This is a genomic window from Heliomarina baculiformis (genome assembly GCF_019966545.1).
In the GTDB taxonomy this organism is placed as follows: Bacteria; Pseudomonadota; Alphaproteobacteria; order Rhodobacterales; family Rhodobacteraceae; genus Heliomarina; species Heliomarina baculiformis.
Genome location: NZ_JAIMIC010000006.1, coordinates 170,213 through 185,727 on the forward strand (window position 1 = coordinate 170,213; position 15,515 = coordinate 185,727).

The following is a 15,515-nucleotide window of genomic DNA, read 5'->3' on the forward strand; positions in this document are numbered from 1 at the left end:
GCGGCGCGCGAGAAACGGGGGGCCTGCCCCCGCCGCCCTGCGGGCGACTCCCCCGGGATATTTTGAGACCCAAAGAAGGGGAATGTGTCGTCTGGGTTGTCGGCCCCGCGTCATCGGTGGCCGAGCCAGCCCGTTAAAACGGGTTTCAGAGCCCCGGTTGAACGGGCATGTTCCTATTCCGTGGGCTTTTCGGTGTCATCCTGACGGGATTCCTCTTCAACCACTTCTTCGAGCCATTCCGCGGCTTCATCCGCCTCTTTCAGGTATTCCGCCTCGGACACCAGTTCGAGCCAGTCAGCGACGCGGTCGTCCTTGGCCTCTTGCATGGCGATGTGGACCATACCGGTTTCCGGCGCGGCGCCGTGCCAGTGTTCGACGCCGGGCGGAATCCAGACGGTATCGCTGGGACGGATCACCCGGGGCTTCCCGTCGCGCAGCGCCACCCGGCCAACCCCGGACACCACATAGAGGGTCTGTCCGAGGGGATGTGTGTGCCACGCGGTCCGTGCCCCCGGTTCAAAGCTGACGCGCAGGGCGCGGAGGGCCGCCGGCGCCGGGGCTTCGATGATCGGATCCTGCCAGACTGTGCCGGTGAAGTAATCGGCCCGCGCCTTGAGCGTGGGCCGTGTTCCTGCCTTGATAATATCCATACTGTCCTGCCTCTCTGGTTGCCCGCAGCGCTGAAACATAGCGCGGATCGGCAGAGATGACAGGGCGCGCGGATCATGACACGCCTTTGAGGTGCCCTTTCCGGGATGTCAGATCAACCATGCTTCGGTGATTTCGGTATAATCCTTGACGGTGGTCAACGTGCAGATATCGACGGTATTGCCGTTACCATCCACATCGAAACGGAGAGTCGAGCCCCGGCCCGCTTCCTCCAGTGAAAAGGCGCCGTCGGTGATTGCATCGGCAACGCTGCCATAGATCGATCCCTCGAGAAGAGCCGAGACATTCAGGGTTTCTCCGAGGCCGATGGTAAAATCGGCAATCGTATCGCCGATATCGGCCATCGAATCGAAGATGAAGCTGTCGATACCGGCGCTCCCGCGTAGGAAATCGCGGCCGTTGCCCCCGATGATGACGTCATCGCCGGAGCCCCCGTTTATCTCATCGTCACCCGCGCCGCCGTCGATCAGATCGTCGCCGGAGTCACCAAAGAGGAAGTCAGCGCCGGCACCGCCGCTTACGCGATCATCGTCGTTGCCTGCCTTGATCCTGTCGTCGCCATCGCCACCGTCTATCACGTCCGTGCCTGTGTCCCCGTAGATCGTATCATCGCCCGAGCCACCATTGATCGTGTCGTCACCGCGATCCCCCTTCAGGTAATCGTCACCGGCTCCGCCATTCATCATGTCATTGCCGATCTTGCCATAGATCCGGTCGTGGCCCGCACCCCCATCGATCACGTCGTCGCCGGTATCGCCGCTTATCATGTCATCGCCGTCGCCGCCGTCGATCGTATCGTTGCCGTCATTCCCGTAGAGCCGGTCATCATCGGCGCCTCCGGACAACATGTCATTCCCGTCATCGCCGCGCAGATAATCTTCGCCTTCGCCGCCATCGAGCGCGTCATCCCCATCCCCGGCATAGATCTTGTCATTTCCGTCCCCGCCGATCAGCTGATCGGCACCGGCATCACCGCGCAGGTAGTCGTTGCCTTCGCCGCCGATGAGGCTGTCGTCGCCGTCACCGGCATAGAGCTTGTCGTTGCCAAGACCGCCCTCCATTGTGTCGTTGCCGTCTTCGCCCTTGAGGTAATCGTCACCCTCGCCACCGGCGAGCGTGTCATCGCCTTCGTCGGCGTAGAGCTTGTCATCGCCGGTGCCGCCTTCCATGAGGTCGTTGCCAAGACCGCCATAGAGGTAGTCCTTGCCTTCGCCGCCGGCCAGCGTGTCGTCTCCAAGTTCTCCGTAAAGGCGGTCATTTTCAAGCCCGCCATCAAGCGTGTCATCGCCGTCGCCGCCATAGGCGCGGTCGCTGCCATCGCCCCCCAAGAGTGTATCATTGCCCGCCTCGCCGTAGAGTCGGTCGCTGCCGTCACCTCCGTCGATAAGATTGTCGGCGGCGTTGCCATAGCCGATGTCGTTGCTGCTGCCGAGCAGCAGGTTCTCGATCACGGTGCCATTGTCGATAAAGAGCTTCTTGGAACCGATCTTGCCATAATGGTCGACGGTCAGGCGGATCACGCAGCGATAGGTAACGCCGCTCAGGTCAAGCGTATCGATTCCGCCATCACTGTCCGAGATCCGGCTGTTGAATTCGTTCCAGAAGACGGTGAAGTCATTAGTAAGCGTGTAGACCGTGTCGATATCGGCGACCGGCGGGGTCGGTTCGTCCGGCGGTGTGATCGTGGTATCGACGATATCGCTGACCGACGTCGTGTCAGCCACGCCGGTCAGAAAGGCAAGCTGCACCTCGGGCGCGCCTGCGAGCATCAGCCATGACCCGCCGCTGCCTGCGCTGAGATAGACGGTGCCATCGGCAACCGGGTCTGTCCCGCCATAGCCGATGGCGGCCAGCAGTTGCGAGATATCGATGCGGTCGCCTTCGGCGAGGGAGAAATCGGTGATCGTGTCGCCACCATCCGCAGTGGTTTCGTAGGCAAAGATGTCGCCGCCCGATCCGCCGGTCAGCGTATCGGCGCCGGTGCCGCCGGTCAGACGGTCATGCCCGCCATTGCCGAGGATCGTATCATTGCCACCGCCCGCGTGGATCTCATTGGCCGCATCGTTGCCAATGATGTAGTCCGCGCCGCTGCCGGTTTTCGCGTTTTCAATGACGGTGCCACGCGCGATGGTCAGGTTGCCCACGTAACCGTTAATATCGGAAAAGCTCTCGGCATTGAGATCGATCCGCTGGTTGGCGCTGCGCGACGCCAGGTTGATTGTATCGTCACCATCGCTGTCGAAGATCGCGATGCCACGGCCCGAGGGCAGGTCCATGCCGAACTGCGTCAGGTTGGTGTCGTCGCCATAGATCGTGTCGCCTGCCTGTGCATTGGTCGGTGTGCCGTACAGGTTCTGGATCGCGACGATATCCGCGATCTGCGCTGTCGCGAGAAACACGCGCGAGGCGTTGACGTTCGGATTCTGGTTCTGGTCGAAATAGGACATGACCGTCATCTGCCAGCTGTCATTGGCAAAGTGCGCGTCATAGCTGAAAGTGGCGCTGCCGTTGTAATTGCCGCTATGGCCAAGGCCCAGCGCATGGCCGATCTCGTGAATATATGTCTGCAGGTAATAGTCGCCATAGCCCTGCCAAGCGTTGTCGACATTGATATCGGAACTGATGATCGTATTGCCGGATGTCATCGACGACGCATAGGCTCCGGACTGGTTGTCATCGAAGGTCATCATCGCCGAAGAGGACTGCACGAAGTTCAGACCGCTCACCGCTGTCCAAGCCTCAAGCGCCTGCAGCGCGGTTGCCTTGCCCAGCGTGTCGAGCCCGTTGATGTTCACCGTGATCGTACCGCCAGTCTGAACGTTGAAAGATCGCTGAGCGCCGCCCTTGTCCTGCCAGAAACCGCTGGTCAGGTAATCCGCTGCCTGATCAATGGTATAGGTTGGCAGGCCGGCGGCGAGACCGGTGCCGCCATAGCTGGTCTGCACGTTGTCCAGGCTCTGGACTCCGTGGTCGTCATAAACGGTGTTGGTCGGATCGAGTGAAATACACTGCATGCACATGTCGAAAGTCCTCGCGAAATCGGTGAAACAGGGTCAAAGGGGAAGATTGCTGTGACGCACGAGCTGCACGGCAAAAGCCGCGAGCATCCTGTCGTTCAGCGTTGCATCCATGACGGTGAGTTCCAGCGTCGGACCTTGTCCAGCCGGGCGCATATGCCCGGTCTTGCCCGGCGTGACCTGCCATTCGAGATGACCGGACAGGCTGGTATTGGTCGCTTTCTCGGCCACGAAGGTCACGTCGGGCTTGATCGCATCTTCCCGGGAGGTCAGTTCGACCCGGTGCAGGGGGAACTGCGCCGTGATCGCCTCGGCCAGCGACCGGCAAAAGGCCGTGCCGCCTGTGTCACATTCGAGATGTAGAACCGGGGATTCGACAGGTAGGGTCGAAAAGGACGAAGCAGGCAGGTCGGCAGACATCGTCAGCGACGCCGCCGCCCCGACCAGAAGGGTCGAGAAGGGAGTCATGGAACGCTCCAGTTTTGGATGTGGGGAATTGGAACGTTCTGTCCCTGACGAATGTGTTAATCGTCAAAATGGGATTGAGTTGGACAGTAATCCGGCGAATTTACGGCAGGTTACTTCCCCCCGCAGGTGCCAGCATCAGGCAATCCGGATCAGAAAACTTCCCGGATATCCGTCACGGTACGAAGTATGATCGCGCTGACCGCGTCTGCGATACTGTCGATAAGGTGATCGGTCTGTTCCTCGGGCGTGGCCCCAAAGCTGTCCAGCCGTCCCTGCAAACTCTCCAACCGGGCCGACAGCTGTTCGACCTGAGCCGTCAGCCGACCCTGCGCTTCGCTAACAGACTGGCCATCACTGCTGGCAAGATCCCCTCGCAGACGGGCAAGCTCACCCGTTGCATTCTCGATCGAGAGCCTTAGCGGCGCAATCTGCTCGGCGCTTTGGGCAAGGTTGGCCGTGGCATCGTCGATGCGGCCTGCCAGTGACCATGCGAGCCAGAGGCACAGCGCGATCAGGATAAGCGTCGCATTGAGGCAGGCCAGAAACAGCATCCATATCGTGTGCAGCAGTTTTCGAAACACCATTGCGAATACACCAATAGATTGTACGAAAGTGACGCTAATCTATTCAGGGCGGCACGTAAATAAGGCTGTGAATTCAACCACTGCCGCGCCGGGGTGCGACACCGCGTCCGGCGGGGATCAGGCGGCTTTCCTTCATTGACAGCACCTGCCAAAGCTCTGACCATAGCCGGGTTCCTCGAATGTCCGGTGGCCCCTTTGCAGACAAGCCCCTTTGTCAACATCGTCCTCTCTGCGATGCTTCTCTTCCTGATCGGCTGGTTCCTTTACCTCGGGCGGCCGATCCTGTTGCCCATCGTCGCTGCGGTCATCGCGGTTTACCTGCTGATTTCTGCCTCGGACCGGCTCAAGAGCCTGCCGGTGCTGCGGCACCTGCCACTCGTGATCATCCGCAGCTTTTTGTTGATCGTCTTCACGCTGGCAATTGTAGTGCTGGCGACAGTCGTGGCCGCCACCGCACGAGAAATCGTCGCCGTCGTTCCTGTCTACGAGGCAAATGTGGACGCGCTGGTGGATCATCTCGCCGATGTTTTCGATCTCGACCGACAAGAGCTTTGGGACGAATTGCGCGCGGTCACCATTGACCAGATCGATCTGCGCAGCGCAGCCCTGCGCGTGCTTAGCGGGTTCACCAACGTCGGCATGTCGATTTTCGTCATCGTCATCTACGCCGCCTTCATCATGCTGGAACGCGACGGATTCGAACGCAAGCTGCGCGCGATCTGGGCAGACGAGGCCCGCGCCCGGGCCACGCTTCAGACCGTGAATGAAATCAACCGCAAGATCAGTGACTATCTCGAGGTCAAAACGCTCATCAACATCATCCTTGGTGCGATCTGTTACGTGATCCTATGGTTCATGGATGTGGATTTCGCGCTTTTCTGGGCGGTGGCCATCGGCTTTCTGAACTACATTCCCTATTTCGGCTCATTGCTTGGCGTGGCCTTCCCGGCAGTTCTGTCCGTGGCGCAGTTCGGATCGCTTTCCTATTCGCTTCTGCTGACCGTACTACTGGTGATCGCCCAGTTCGTCGTTGGCAGTATCATTGAGCCGCGCATGGTTGGACGGCACATGAATATCAGCCCTGTTATCGTATTGATCTCCCTGTCCATCTGGACGGCGCTCTGGGGTATTCCCGGGGCCATCCTCGCAATTCCGCTGACCTCAATGCTTGCCATCATCTTTGCCAATATTTCGCAGACCCGCCCCATCGCGCTGGTTATTGCGGACAGGATCGACGAAACCGAACTCGTTTCGGTCAAACCGGCATCGGGAAGATAGGGGCAACGCATGAAAGACCTCGTTGAACGCATGACAGGGTGGCGTCGCGATCTGCACCGCCATCCGGAATTCGGGTTCGAGGAACAGCGCACGGCGCGGTTCGTCGCCGATACACTGCGCGATATGGGTCTTGACGTGGCCGAAGGCATCGGCGGGACAGGCGTTGTGGCTACCCTGCAGCGCGGCACCTCGAACCGGGCCATCGCCCTGCGCGCAGATATGGACGCCCTGCGGATCACCGAAACCACAGAGTCGGAATGGGCATCGACCAGCCCGGGCACCATGCATGCCTGCGGCCATGACGGGCATACGTCCTGCCTTCTGGGCGCGGCCAGCATCCTCGCGCAAAAAGGTGGTTTCGACGGCACCGTCCGGTTTATTTTTCAGCCTGCCGAGGAATGGGGTCAGGGCGCGCAGGCAATGATCGACGATGGATTGCTCGACCGCTTTCCCTTTGACGAAATCTACGGGCTTCACAATATGCCCGGCCTTCCCGTCGGCCATACGCAGACCCGCCCCGGCGCAATCATGTCTGCCGAGGACATATTCGAGATCGAGCTGACCGGGTTGGGCGGGCACGCCTCGCGGCCCCATGCCGGGCGCGAGGTCATGACACCGGCCTGTGCTCTCGTTCTCGAATTGCAGACCATCGTGTCGCGCAGAGTCGATCCGGGCGACATCGCGGTGGTTTCCGTCACCGAACTGCTGACTGACGGGGTGCGCAATGCACTGCCTGGCAAGGCACGGGTTATGGGCGAAGCACGCTCCTTCCGGCCAGAGGTGTCGGCCCTTATCGAAGCGGAAATGCGCCGCATCGCAAGCGGCATCGCACTGGGACACGGCGTCAAGGCGTACGTCACCTACAGCCGTGAATTTGTCCCGCTGTTGAACAACCCTGAACTGACAACCGCCTTCGGCGAGGCAGCAACGCAGGTATCCGCGGCCGTAGATGCAAACGCGCCCGCCATCACAGCGTCAGAAGATTTTGCCCGCTTCCTTGCCCATGTACCGGGCTGCTTTGCCTTTTTCGGCAATGGCGAAGATTCCGCGCCGCTCCACAATCCGGGATACGATTTCAACGACGCGAGCCTTTTGCATGGGGCCCGTCTCCATGTCGAAATTGCCCGCCAGAGGCTGGCTGAGCGGTCCGTTTAGCCAACCGGCGCTTCTCCGCCTGAAGCTTTCGGAGCGGCGCAACCCGTGACCATGTTCAAGCGTTGAGCTGACGTGGCTTTACGGAGGATATGACCATGTCACAGACAGAGCATGACGAACACGAGACCCGGGACGTTGGGGCCGGCAGCGCAATCAAGGCAACGGCAGACCGTCTAAAGCAGCAGGAAAAAGAAGCTGGGAACGATACGCCACGCGAACGCGACCCCAAGGCAGCACCGTCGACGGTAAGCGAAGCACAGCAAACCGGAAGCAGGCCCTCGTCGCCCTCTTCCGACAAAACGGCCGGACAGCAGCCCGGCGGTGATGCGCAGGCCAAGGACCCAACCCCGGTCTGACGCCACAAACCCTTCCGCACAGGATAGAAATGTTCCTGCGAGTGCGTGACAATACGGGGGCGCGCGCCTAGCGTGCGCCCCATGACGAGCGACTCTATCCACGACAGCACCTATTCATGGCTCCGCCTTCTGGTCACGGTGCTTATCGCGACTGTCGCCAATGTGGGCATCTGGGCCGTTGTCGTCGTCATGCCCGCCATCGAAGCCGAATTCGGCGCCGACAGGGCATCGGCCTCGCTTCCCTATACGCTCACCATGATCGGCTTCGCGCTTGGCAACCTTGTGATCGGCAGGATCGTCGACCGGTTCTCAGTCACGATCGCGCTGATCGGTGCCGCACTCGGGATTGCGCTCAGCTTTTATCTGACCACCCTTGCACCGTCTATCCTGATGATATCCGCGGCGCATCTGCTGGTGGGCATCTGTACCGGGGTAGGATTTGGCCCGTTAATCGCAGATATTTCCCACTGGTTCCTGAGGCGGCGGGGCATCGCGGTAGCTTTGGTTGCAAGCGGCAATTACCTCTCGGGTGCAATCTGGCCCACGCTGCTGGCCAATATCCTTGCGGAATCCGGCTGGCGGCAGGTCTATGTTCTGCTTGCCGTCATCACCCTTGCAACCGTCATTCCACTGTCCCTGCTGCTGCGCCGCCGCGTCCCGGATGAGGCACATGGGATCGCGCAGACGGCCTCGGACCTGCGCGCGAAAAGTGCGGGCATGTCACCGAGGACCCTGACCTGGCTTCTCGGTATCGCCGGGATCGGTTGCTGCGTTGCCATGTCCATGCCGCAGGTCCATATCGTCGCCTATTGCGTCGGTCTTGGATACGGTCCGGCCGTCGGGGCCGAGATGCTGTCGCTGATGCTGCTCGGCGGGGTGGTCAGCCGCTTGATCTCCGGTCTGGCCGCCGACAAGCTTGGCGGGCTGCGCATCCTGCTGATCGGCTCGACGCTCCAGTGCCTCGCCCTCTTCTTTTACCTGCCCTATGACGGAATGGTCTCGCTTTATGTCATCAGCGCCATGTTCGGTCTCGCGCAGGGCGGCATCGTGCCAAGCTATGCACTGGTGGTGCGCGAATATCTCCCCGCACGCGAGGCCGGGGCGCGAGTGGGATTTGTGGTGATGCTGACCATCGTCGGTATGGCTCTGGGTGGCTGGATGTCGGGCTGGATCTACGATCTGACTGGCAGCTATCAATGGGCTTTCCTGAACGGAATCCTGTTCAACGGCCTAAATCTGGGGATCGTTCTGTTGCTATTGCTGCGATCCCGCCCACGACGCCCGGAAATGGCGACGGCCTGATCAATCCTGCAGGGGAATGTGGCGCTCACCGCGTGCCCGGGCGAGTCCAATCTGTTTCTGCCGCTCGCGAAACCGGGCCTTGTCCGCCGCTGATGTCTCATCCACGCATTGATGACAGGACACGCCCTCTTCATAGCCCTGACGCTGCCGGTGCTCGGGCAAGAGCGGACGACGGCACCCGTGACATAGGAGATGCGGTCCCTCTTTCAGCCCGTGGCCGACACTGACGCGATTATCGAAAACAAAACATTCGCCCTGCCACGCGCTTTCTTCTTGCGGGACTTCTTCCAGATATTTGAGGATACCGCCCTTGAGGTGGAACACATTCTCGACGCCCTGTCCGAGCAGGAAGTTCGTTGATTTTTCGCAGCGGATGCCGCCGGTACAGAACATCGCGATGCGCTTGTTGTGAAACCGGTGACGGTTTTCTTCCCACCACGCGGGAAATTCACCAAAGCTTTTGGTTTCCGGATCGACGGCGCCCTCAAACGTGCCGATGGCCACCTCGTAATCGTTGCGGGTGTCGATGACCGCGACATCGGGCGAGCGGATCAGCTCGTTCCACTCCGACGGGTCGACATAATGCCCGACGCGAGCCTTTGGGTCGACATCGGGCTGACCCATCGTGACGATCTCTTTCTTGAGCCGCACCTTGAGCTTGGCAAAAGGCGGCTTGTCGCTGGTGGATTCCTTCCACTCCAGTCCCTCGCATCCAGGCAGCGCGCGGATATGGGACAAAACAGCCTCGACCCCCGCCGAGGGACCCGCGATGGTCCCGTTAATCCCCTCGCGCGCCAGCAAGAGCGTTCCGCGCACCTCGCCCGCACGGCAGACCGCCTCGAGAGCGGGCTTGAGCGCGGCCGGATCTTCGAAACGGGTGAAATGATATAAGGCAGCAATCCTGAACATGCGCGCTGATTTAGGCCCGCGAGCCACCCCGCGCAAGACCCCGCATTGACGCGGCGCGCGGCTCTGCGTACCCATTCATGGTCACAGCCATGAGGTCGCCATGTCCAGAGCCCTGATCGTCATCGATGTCCAAAACGATTTCTGCCCCGGCGGCGCGCTTGCCGTCCCAGGCGGAGACGAGGTTGTCGCGCCGATCAATGCCATGATGGACGATTTCGACGCGGTGATCCTGACACAGGACTGGCATCCGGCCGGGCATTCTTCCTTCGCGACCTCGCACAAGGATCGCCTGCCCTATGACATGATCGACATGCCATATGGGCCACAGGTTCTCTGGCCGGAACATTGTATTCAGGGCAGCGATGGCGCCGCTTTCCACAAGGATCTGCGCATCAAGGGCGACATGATAATCCGGAAAGGGTTCCGCCCCGGCATCGACAGCTATTCCGCCTTTTTCGAGAACGACCAGAAGACACCGACCGGATTGAACGGTTACCTGCGCGACCGGGGTCTGACGGTGCTCACGATGGTCGGGCTGGCAACAGATTTCTGCGTTCACTATTCGGCGGTGGATGCGGCCCGGCTGGGCTTTGACGTCACCGTGGACAAAACCGCCTGCCGTGGCATCGATCTGGAAGGGTCCATGCAGGAAGCGCTGGAGTCGATGCAAAAGTCCGGCGTGACCATCGCCCTGGCCTGAAGTTGGCCAAATCTTAAGTCTCTCGGCCTAGCAGTAGACACACGTTGCAACTGCTAAGGGACCTGTCATGCAGGATGGAACGGGGCCGGCCGACCATCGCCCGACAGGCGTAAAGGCATATTTCGAACCGCGAAGCCTGCTGGCGCGCTATGCGCGGGGCCGGGTGATCCATTTCGCGAAACGCCAGATTCTTACGCTTTCTGCCGGGCTTGTTGTCACAGCAACGGCAAGCCCCGCCACCGGGCTCATAGCCATCGCTATCGCGCTGACCTGCGAATACCTCGATTTTATCTTGCTGCGTCACATCTGGCGCGAGCTTCGGGACAACAGGGAGGTGGATCACCTGACGCCTTGGATCCCCGTCACTGCCGCGATCCAGACAATCGGCGTCTCGATCTGCATGATCCTGCTGCTTTTATCGACGAAAAACGGCGCGCCGCTCTATGCCTTCAGTTTTCTTGCCGGCGCGACGATCAACGCCGGGCTTACGCTGCCGTATCACAAACCGGCTGCCGTCGTCCGGCTGGTGATCTTCGGCATAACCACTGCTGCCTTTGTCGCTGCGCTTTTTGCCGGTCGATCATGGGGTGACACCGCCCTGCTGCTCGATTGCGCCGGTGTCATGATCATGGGGTTCATCGTCTACAGCATCCTGCGCTTTGCCAACGCCACCTTTTACCGGAACCGCCAAAAGCACCTGGCCCTGCTCGACCATCAGGAAGAACTTGTCGCGGTAAACGCCGAGCTTGAACAAAGCCGAAAGGAAGCCGAACAGCTCACCCTCGTTGCCCGCAATGCCAACGACAGCGTGTTCATTCTTGATGCCGATCAACGCATCATCTGGACCAACGATGCCTTTACCAAGATCACCGGCTACTCGCGGGCGGAGTGCATCGGGAAACGGGCAGGCGACCTGATGAATGGCCCCGGCACCTCGGCTGAAACCGTTGCCGCCATCCAGCACGCAAACCGTCACAGTCTGCCATTTCGGGGTGAAATCCAGAATATCACGCGCGATGGGCGCGAAATCTGGCTTGAAACCAACCAGGTGCCGGTTCTGGATGAGAACGGCAATCTTTCGATGACACTCGCCATCGAGCGCGACATAACCTCGGCGCGCGAAATCGCGAAGCAACTTGAAAGCGCCCGGGACCGGGCCGAGGACGCGGCGCGCGCCAAGACCGAATTTCTCGCGAATATGAGCCATGAAATCCGGACGCCGATGAATGGGGTGATCGGCATGGCGGACCTGATCTGCGAGTCCGATCTGAGTGAAGAACAACGGGTCTATGCCGAAGCCATTCGCAGTTCGGCCCAGTCATTGCTTTCGCTCCTGAACGATATCCTCGATATCTCCAAGCTCGATGCCGAGCGCATGATCCTGAACCCCGTCGACTTCGATCTCCACGCCTGTCTGAACGACACTGTCCTGCCCTTTCGCAGGCTCGCGCACGATAAAGGCATCCACCTTGTTCTCGACATCGCGCCGGACATCCCCCAGTTCGTTTTTGGCGACGACAGCCGTTTCAGGCAGATTCTCGTCAACCTCATCGGGAATGCGCTCAAATTCACCGAGAGAGGCGGTGTCACGGTGACGGTTGCACGCGCAGACCCGGGCTTTACGGTGCGCGTAAAGGATTCTGGTATCGGGATAGCGCCAAAACATCTCGAAACCATATTCGAACGTTTCTCGCAGGCCGAGGATTCGACCGCGCGCCGGTTTGGCGGTACAGGCCTTGGGCTGACGATCTCAAGACTGCTCGCACGTGCAATGGGGGGCACGCTGGAAGTTACGTCCAGTCTGGGTAAGGGATCGGAATTTACGGTCTCGCTCCTCTTCCCTCCGTGCGAAAAAACCGACGTCCCCTTAGGGCATGACGCAAAAAGACGGCTTCGCACCGAGGAATTGGTGGGAAAGAAAATCCTCGTCGCAGAGGACAACCGGATCAACCGCGTCCTGATCCAGAAATACCTGCGGGATCTGCCGGTAAAACTGTTTTTCGCGGAAAACGGTCGCGAAGCGGTCGAAAAATGCCGGACGGAACGCCCCGATCTGGTCCTCATGGACATGTCCATGCCAGAGATGAGCGGGCTGGAGGCAACCGAGGTCATCCGCCGGGAGCAAGGGGCTCACCCCGTCATCGTAGCCCTGACCGCGAATGCCTTTGCAACCGATCAGGCCGCCTGTATGCGTGCGGGGATGACCGGCTTTCTGACCAAGCCCGTGCGGAGAAACGATCTGATCAAGGCCATGCTGGAGCTGACGAACCCCTCCAGCCCCCCTTCTAGCACCGATCCCGCACCGCCCTAGACAAAAGCCGGCGCGGTTGGTTTAACCGGCGGGCCTGTAACCGCCGGAGCGCAAGATGGTCGATATCGCAACCCGCGTCTATAATCACAAGTGGAAGATCGATCCCATCGTCCGCTCGCTGATCGATACGGACTTTTACAAGTTGCTGATGTGTCAGTCTGTTTTCCGCAACAAGCGCGACACACGGGTCACTTTCTCGCTGATCAACCGGTCGACACATATCCCGCTGGCACGCCTCATTGACGAGGGCGAATTGCGCGAACAACTCGATCACATCCGCTCGCTGTCACTCAGCCGCGGCGAAAGCACATGGTTGAGGGGGAATACCTTTTACGGCAAACGGCAGATGTTCCGGTCCGATTTCATGGAGTGGTTCGAAAATCTGCGCCTGCCGCCCTATCACCTGGAACGCAAAGGCGACCAGTATGAGTTGACCTTCGAGGGCGCATGGCCCGAGGTAATGCTCTGGGAAATCCCCGCTCTGGCGGTGCTGATGGAGCTGCGCGGTCGCGCCGTGCTGAATGACATGGGCCGCTTCGAGCTTCAGGTGCTGTACGCGAGGGCGATGACCCGCCTTTGGGAAAAAATCGAACAGCTTCGACCTCTCGAAAACCTCGGGATCGCCGATTTCGGCACGCGCCGGCGGCATTCCTTTCTCTGGCAGGACTGGTGTGTTCAGGCGATGATGGAAGGGCTCGGCCCCAAGTTCACCGGCACCTCGAACTGCCTGATCGCCATGCGCCGCGAGGTCGAAGCCATCGGCACGAACGCACATGAACTTCCGATGGTTTATAGCGCGCTCGCCGACACCGATGAGGAACTCCGCAACGCGCCCTATGACGTTTTGATGGATTGGCACGAAGAGCACGAAGGTAACCTGCGCATCATCCTGCCCGACACCTATGGCACGAAAGGTTTTCTGGATAACGCGCCCGACTGGCTTGCGGGCTGGACAGGCATCCGCGTCGACAGCGGCGACCCCGAGAAAGCGGCGGAAATCGCGATCGACTGGTGGCGCGCCCGTGGCGAAGATCCACGCGAGAAACGGGTGATCTTCTCGGACGGTCTGGATGTCGAAAAGATCATTGATCTGCAAAAGAAATTCTCAGGTCGCGTCAAGGCATCCTTTGGCTGGGGCACGTTGCTGACCAACGACTTTCGCGGTCTGGTAAAGGACGATGCTTTGTCACCCTTTTCGCTGGTCTGCAAAGCCGTTTCCGCAAACGGTCGCCCGACGGTCAAGCTCTCGGACAATCCCGAAAAGGCGATGGGTCCGAAAGACGAGATCGAGCGCTACAAGCGTGTCTTCGGCGTTGGTCAGCAGGAAGCGATAGAAGTGATTGTCTGACCGGGCAAAACCGGGGTTGGCTCGAAGCTCAGATAACGGGCATCGAGAATCTGAAAATCGCGCCGGTCGGGTTTGCGTTGCTCATTGAAAGCTCTGTCCCCCAGCGGTTGACGATCCGGCGCACCAGTGCCAGCCCGACGCCGGAAACATCGCCGGTTTCCTTGTCTAGGTTGGGCGTCCAGAACATACCGAAGACCTTCTCGGCATGTTCCTCGGGAATGCCCGGGCCATCGTCTTCAACCTCGAACTGGTGCAGGCGCCCCTTTCTGGAATAGCGCAAGGTTATCGTCGGTGTGCCGGTTGGATGGTGTTTTACGGCATTCGACATAAGGTTGCGCAGGATGATCTCAAGCTCGACCCGCTGGGCGCGGACAACGGGTAACTCCCCCTCAAGCCGAAGGGTCCCGCCTTCGGGGATATGCAAGGCACCAAGATCGATTACCAGTTCTCGCAGATTTACGGTTTCGACTTCCTGCGATGCGCCTTCGATCATGATATAGCGGAACACGGCCCGGATCAGTGCCTCGAGTTTTCGTGTCCGTTCGAAAATGCCGTCGATATGCTTTCTCGCAGCGGCATGGGCAGTGGCACCGTCGTTTTCTAGCTCTTCGGCTGCGAACTCTGCCATCGAAGTGATGTGGCGCAAGGGTGTGCGCAAGTCGTGGGCCGCGATCTGGGTAAACTGCTCCATCTCGGAGACCCGCAGCGCATCGAAATCGCTCCTGATATGCGCGCGTCGACGCACAAGAAGCAAGAGCATCGTGAGCAGAACGGCAATGATCATAGTCGGCTGCATCAGAAGAAAATTCTTCCGCGCGACGAGTTCACGCTGCTGTTCTTGCATGGTTGCGATCATCTTCTGTTGTAACACTCCCAACTGGGCGAGAGCCTCATCATCGCTGATCCTTACCCTGTCATCGATATCGCCCGGCAGCATGCCCTGTGCGTGTAGTTCCGACACGTGGGCGATATTTTTCATGTACGCTTCGATGGTTTCGCGCTCGGCATCCAGCGTGAGGCCAAGACGTTTGATACTTGCAGTCGTCTCTAGGTGATCAAGAAGCGCCAGAGCCCTCTGCCCGGTTTCGATTGCCCTATCGCGGTAATACGGTTCGTCCGGCCGCAGCACCCAGTTCTTGAACTTGTGGATCATGCCGCCATAGCCGATGGCCGCCTGCAATTCGATCAGAGTGGTATGCGCGTCAAGCTGCGCATCAATCAGTTTTTCCTGCTCGCGGCTGTTGATAACAAACACAAAAACGAGCAACACGACCGTCGCTACGCCAATCGCCAGGATTGTACAGGTGATGATCCTCAGATTGCGGGCAAGCTGCGACTTTGGAGTCATCGGAAATCCATATCAGATGAAGATTGGCGGCCTTCTCTCATCAATGGGACAGTTTGATTAACGTTTGCCT

Annotated in this window: 13 protein-coding genes; 7 read left to right on the plus strand and 6 right to left on the minus strand. The window is 59.7% G+C overall.

What is annotated here, in order from left to right:
* Positions 1-173 precede the first annotated feature (173 nt).
* The 4 genes from MF268_RS15155 to MF268_RS15170 all read right to left on the minus strand — a co-directional run bounded on the left by MF268_RS15155 (position 174) and on the right by MF268_RS15170 (position 4,738).
* A complete protein-coding gene (locus MF268_RS15155) occupies positions 174-650 on the minus strand; it encodes a (R)-mandelonitrile lyase (RefSeq protein ID WP_238371708.1) in 477 nt (158 codons plus the stop codon).
* 108 nt (positions 651-758) lie between these two features.
* The gene (locus MF268_RS15160) at positions 759-3,689 is read right to left on the minus strand and encodes a M10 family metallopeptidase (RefSeq protein ID WP_238371709.1); all 2,931 of its coding nucleotides are present in this window, start codon (positions 3,687-3,689) and stop codon (positions 759-761) included.
* A 33-nt stretch (positions 3,690-3,722) separates the two neighbouring features.
* Entirely contained in the window at positions 3,723-4,154 is a 432-nt protein-coding gene (locus MF268_RS15165) for a hypothetical protein (RefSeq protein ID WP_238371710.1), read from the minus strand.
* Between the two features lie 149 nt (positions 4,155-4,303).
* On the minus strand, positions 4,304-4,738 hold the full coding sequence (locus MF268_RS15170; protein WP_238371711.1) for a hypothetical protein: 435 nt from the start codon (positions 4,736-4,738) through the stop codon (positions 4,304-4,306).
* Between the two features lie 195 nt (positions 4,739-4,933).
* Here MF268_RS15170 and MF268_RS15175 point away from each other — a divergent pair, with 195 nt between their 5' ends.
* From MF268_RS15175 to MF268_RS15190, 4 genes are all read left to right on the plus strand, one after another.
* A complete protein-coding gene (locus MF268_RS15175) occupies positions 4,934-6,016 on the plus strand; it encodes an AI-2E family transporter (protein ID WP_238371712.1) in 1,083 nt (360 codons plus the stop codon).
* Between the two features lie 9 nt (positions 6,017-6,025).
* The gene (locus MF268_RS15180; protein WP_238371713.1) at positions 6,026-7,171 is read left to right on the plus strand and encodes a M20 aminoacylase family protein; all 1,146 of its coding nucleotides are present in this window, start codon (positions 6,026-6,028) and stop codon (positions 7,169-7,171) included.
* A 95-nt stretch (positions 7,172-7,266) separates the two neighbouring features.
* On the plus strand, positions 7,267-7,527 hold the full coding sequence (locus MF268_RS15185; protein ID WP_238371714.1) for a hypothetical protein: 261 nt from the start codon (positions 7,267-7,269) through the stop codon (positions 7,525-7,527).
* A gap of 81 nt (positions 7,528-7,608) precedes the next feature.
* Complete coding sequence (locus MF268_RS15190) at positions 7,609-8,829, plus strand: MFS transporter (RefSeq protein WP_238371715.1); 1,221 nt, start codon at positions 7,609-7,611, stop codon at positions 8,827-8,829.
* Here the strand turns inward: MF268_RS15190 and trhO are convergent, their stop codons facing one another.
* Positions 8,830-9,738, minus strand: coding sequence for an oxygen-dependent tRNA uridine(34) hydroxylase TrhO (gene trhO, locus MF268_RS15195; protein ID WP_238371716.1), 909 nt, complete (start codon positions 9,736-9,738; stop codon positions 8,830-8,832). It lies immediately after the preceding gene.
* 100 nt (positions 9,739-9,838) lie between these two features.
* Here trhO and pncA point away from each other — a divergent pair, with 100 nt between their 5' ends.
* The 3 genes from pncA to pncB all read left to right on the plus strand — a co-directional run bounded on the left by pncA (position 9,839) and on the right by pncB (position 14,097).
* A complete protein-coding gene (gene pncA, locus MF268_RS15200; RefSeq protein ID WP_238371717.1) occupies positions 9,839-10,438 on the plus strand; it encodes a bifunctional nicotinamidase/pyrazinamidase in 600 nt (199 codons plus the stop codon).
* A 67-nt stretch (positions 10,439-10,505) separates the two neighbouring features.
* Positions 10,506-12,749, plus strand: a complete 2,244-nt coding sequence (locus MF268_RS15205) for a PAS domain-containing hybrid sensor histidine kinase/response regulator (protein ID WP_238371718.1) — start codon at positions 10,506-10,508, stop codon at positions 12,747-12,749.
* A 55-nt stretch (positions 12,750-12,804) separates the two neighbouring features.
* Positions 12,805-14,097 (plus strand): nicotinate phosphoribosyltransferase, encoded by a 1,293-nt coding sequence (pncB, locus tag MF268_RS15210; protein ID WP_238371719.1) that lies wholly within the window; start codon positions 12,805-12,807, stop codon positions 14,095-14,097.
* Between the two features lie 28 nt (positions 14,098-14,125).
* Here the strand turns inward: pncB and MF268_RS15215 are convergent, their stop codons facing one another.
* Positions 14,126-15,445, minus strand: a complete 1,320-nt coding sequence (locus tag MF268_RS15215; RefSeq protein WP_238371720.1) for a sensor histidine kinase — start codon at positions 15,443-15,445, stop codon at positions 14,126-14,128.
* Positions 15,446-15,515: the final 70 nt, after the last annotated feature.

What these genes read in the sequence shown, in the direction of transcription:
- pncA (WP_238371717.1), top strand. Translation starts at nt 9,839, where the DNA reads ATGTCCAGAGCCCTGATCGTCATCGATGTCCAAAACGATTTCTGCCCC.
- MF268_RS15180 (WP_238371713.1), top strand. Translation starts at nt 6,026, where the DNA reads ATGAAAGACCTCGTTGAACGCATGACAGGGTGGCGTCGCGATCTGCAC.
- MF268_RS15185 (WP_238371714.1), top strand. Translation starts at nt 7,267, where the DNA reads ATGTCACAGACAGAGCATGACGAACACGAGACCCGGGACGTTGGGGCC.
- trhO (WP_238371716.1), bottom strand. Translation starts at nt 9,738, where the DNA reads ATGTTCAGGATTGCTGCCTTATATCATTTCACCCGTTTCGAAGATCCG.
- MF268_RS15205 (WP_238371718.1), top strand. Translation starts at nt 10,506, where the DNA reads ATGCAGGATGGAACGGGGCCGGCCGACCATCGCCCGACAGGCGTAAAG.
- MF268_RS15190 (WP_238371715.1), top strand. Translation starts at nt 7,609, where the DNA reads ATGACGAGCGACTCTATCCACGACAGCACCTATTCATGGCTCCGCCTT.
- MF268_RS15165 (WP_238371710.1), bottom strand. Translation starts at nt 4,154, where the DNA reads ATGACTCCCTTCTCGACCCTTCTGGTCGGGGCGGCGGCGTCGCTGACG.
- MF268_RS15160 (WP_238371709.1), bottom strand. Translation starts at nt 3,689, where the DNA reads ATGTGCATGCAGTGTATTTCACTCGATCCGACCAACACCGTTTATGAC.
- pncB (WP_238371719.1), top strand. Translation starts at nt 12,805, where the DNA reads ATGGTCGATATCGCAACCCGCGTCTATAATCACAAGTGGAAGATCGAT.
- MF268_RS15170 (WP_238371711.1), bottom strand. Translation starts at nt 4,738, where the DNA reads ATGGTGTTTCGAAAACTGCTGCACACGATATGGATGCTGTTTCTGGCC.
- MF268_RS15155 (WP_238371708.1), bottom strand. Translation starts at nt 650, where the DNA reads ATGGATATTATCAAGGCAGGAACACGGCCCACGCTCAAGGCGCGGGCC.
- MF268_RS15215 (WP_238371720.1), bottom strand. Translation starts at nt 15,445, where the DNA reads ATGACTCCAAAGTCGCAGCTTGCCCGCAATCTGAGGATCATCACCTGT.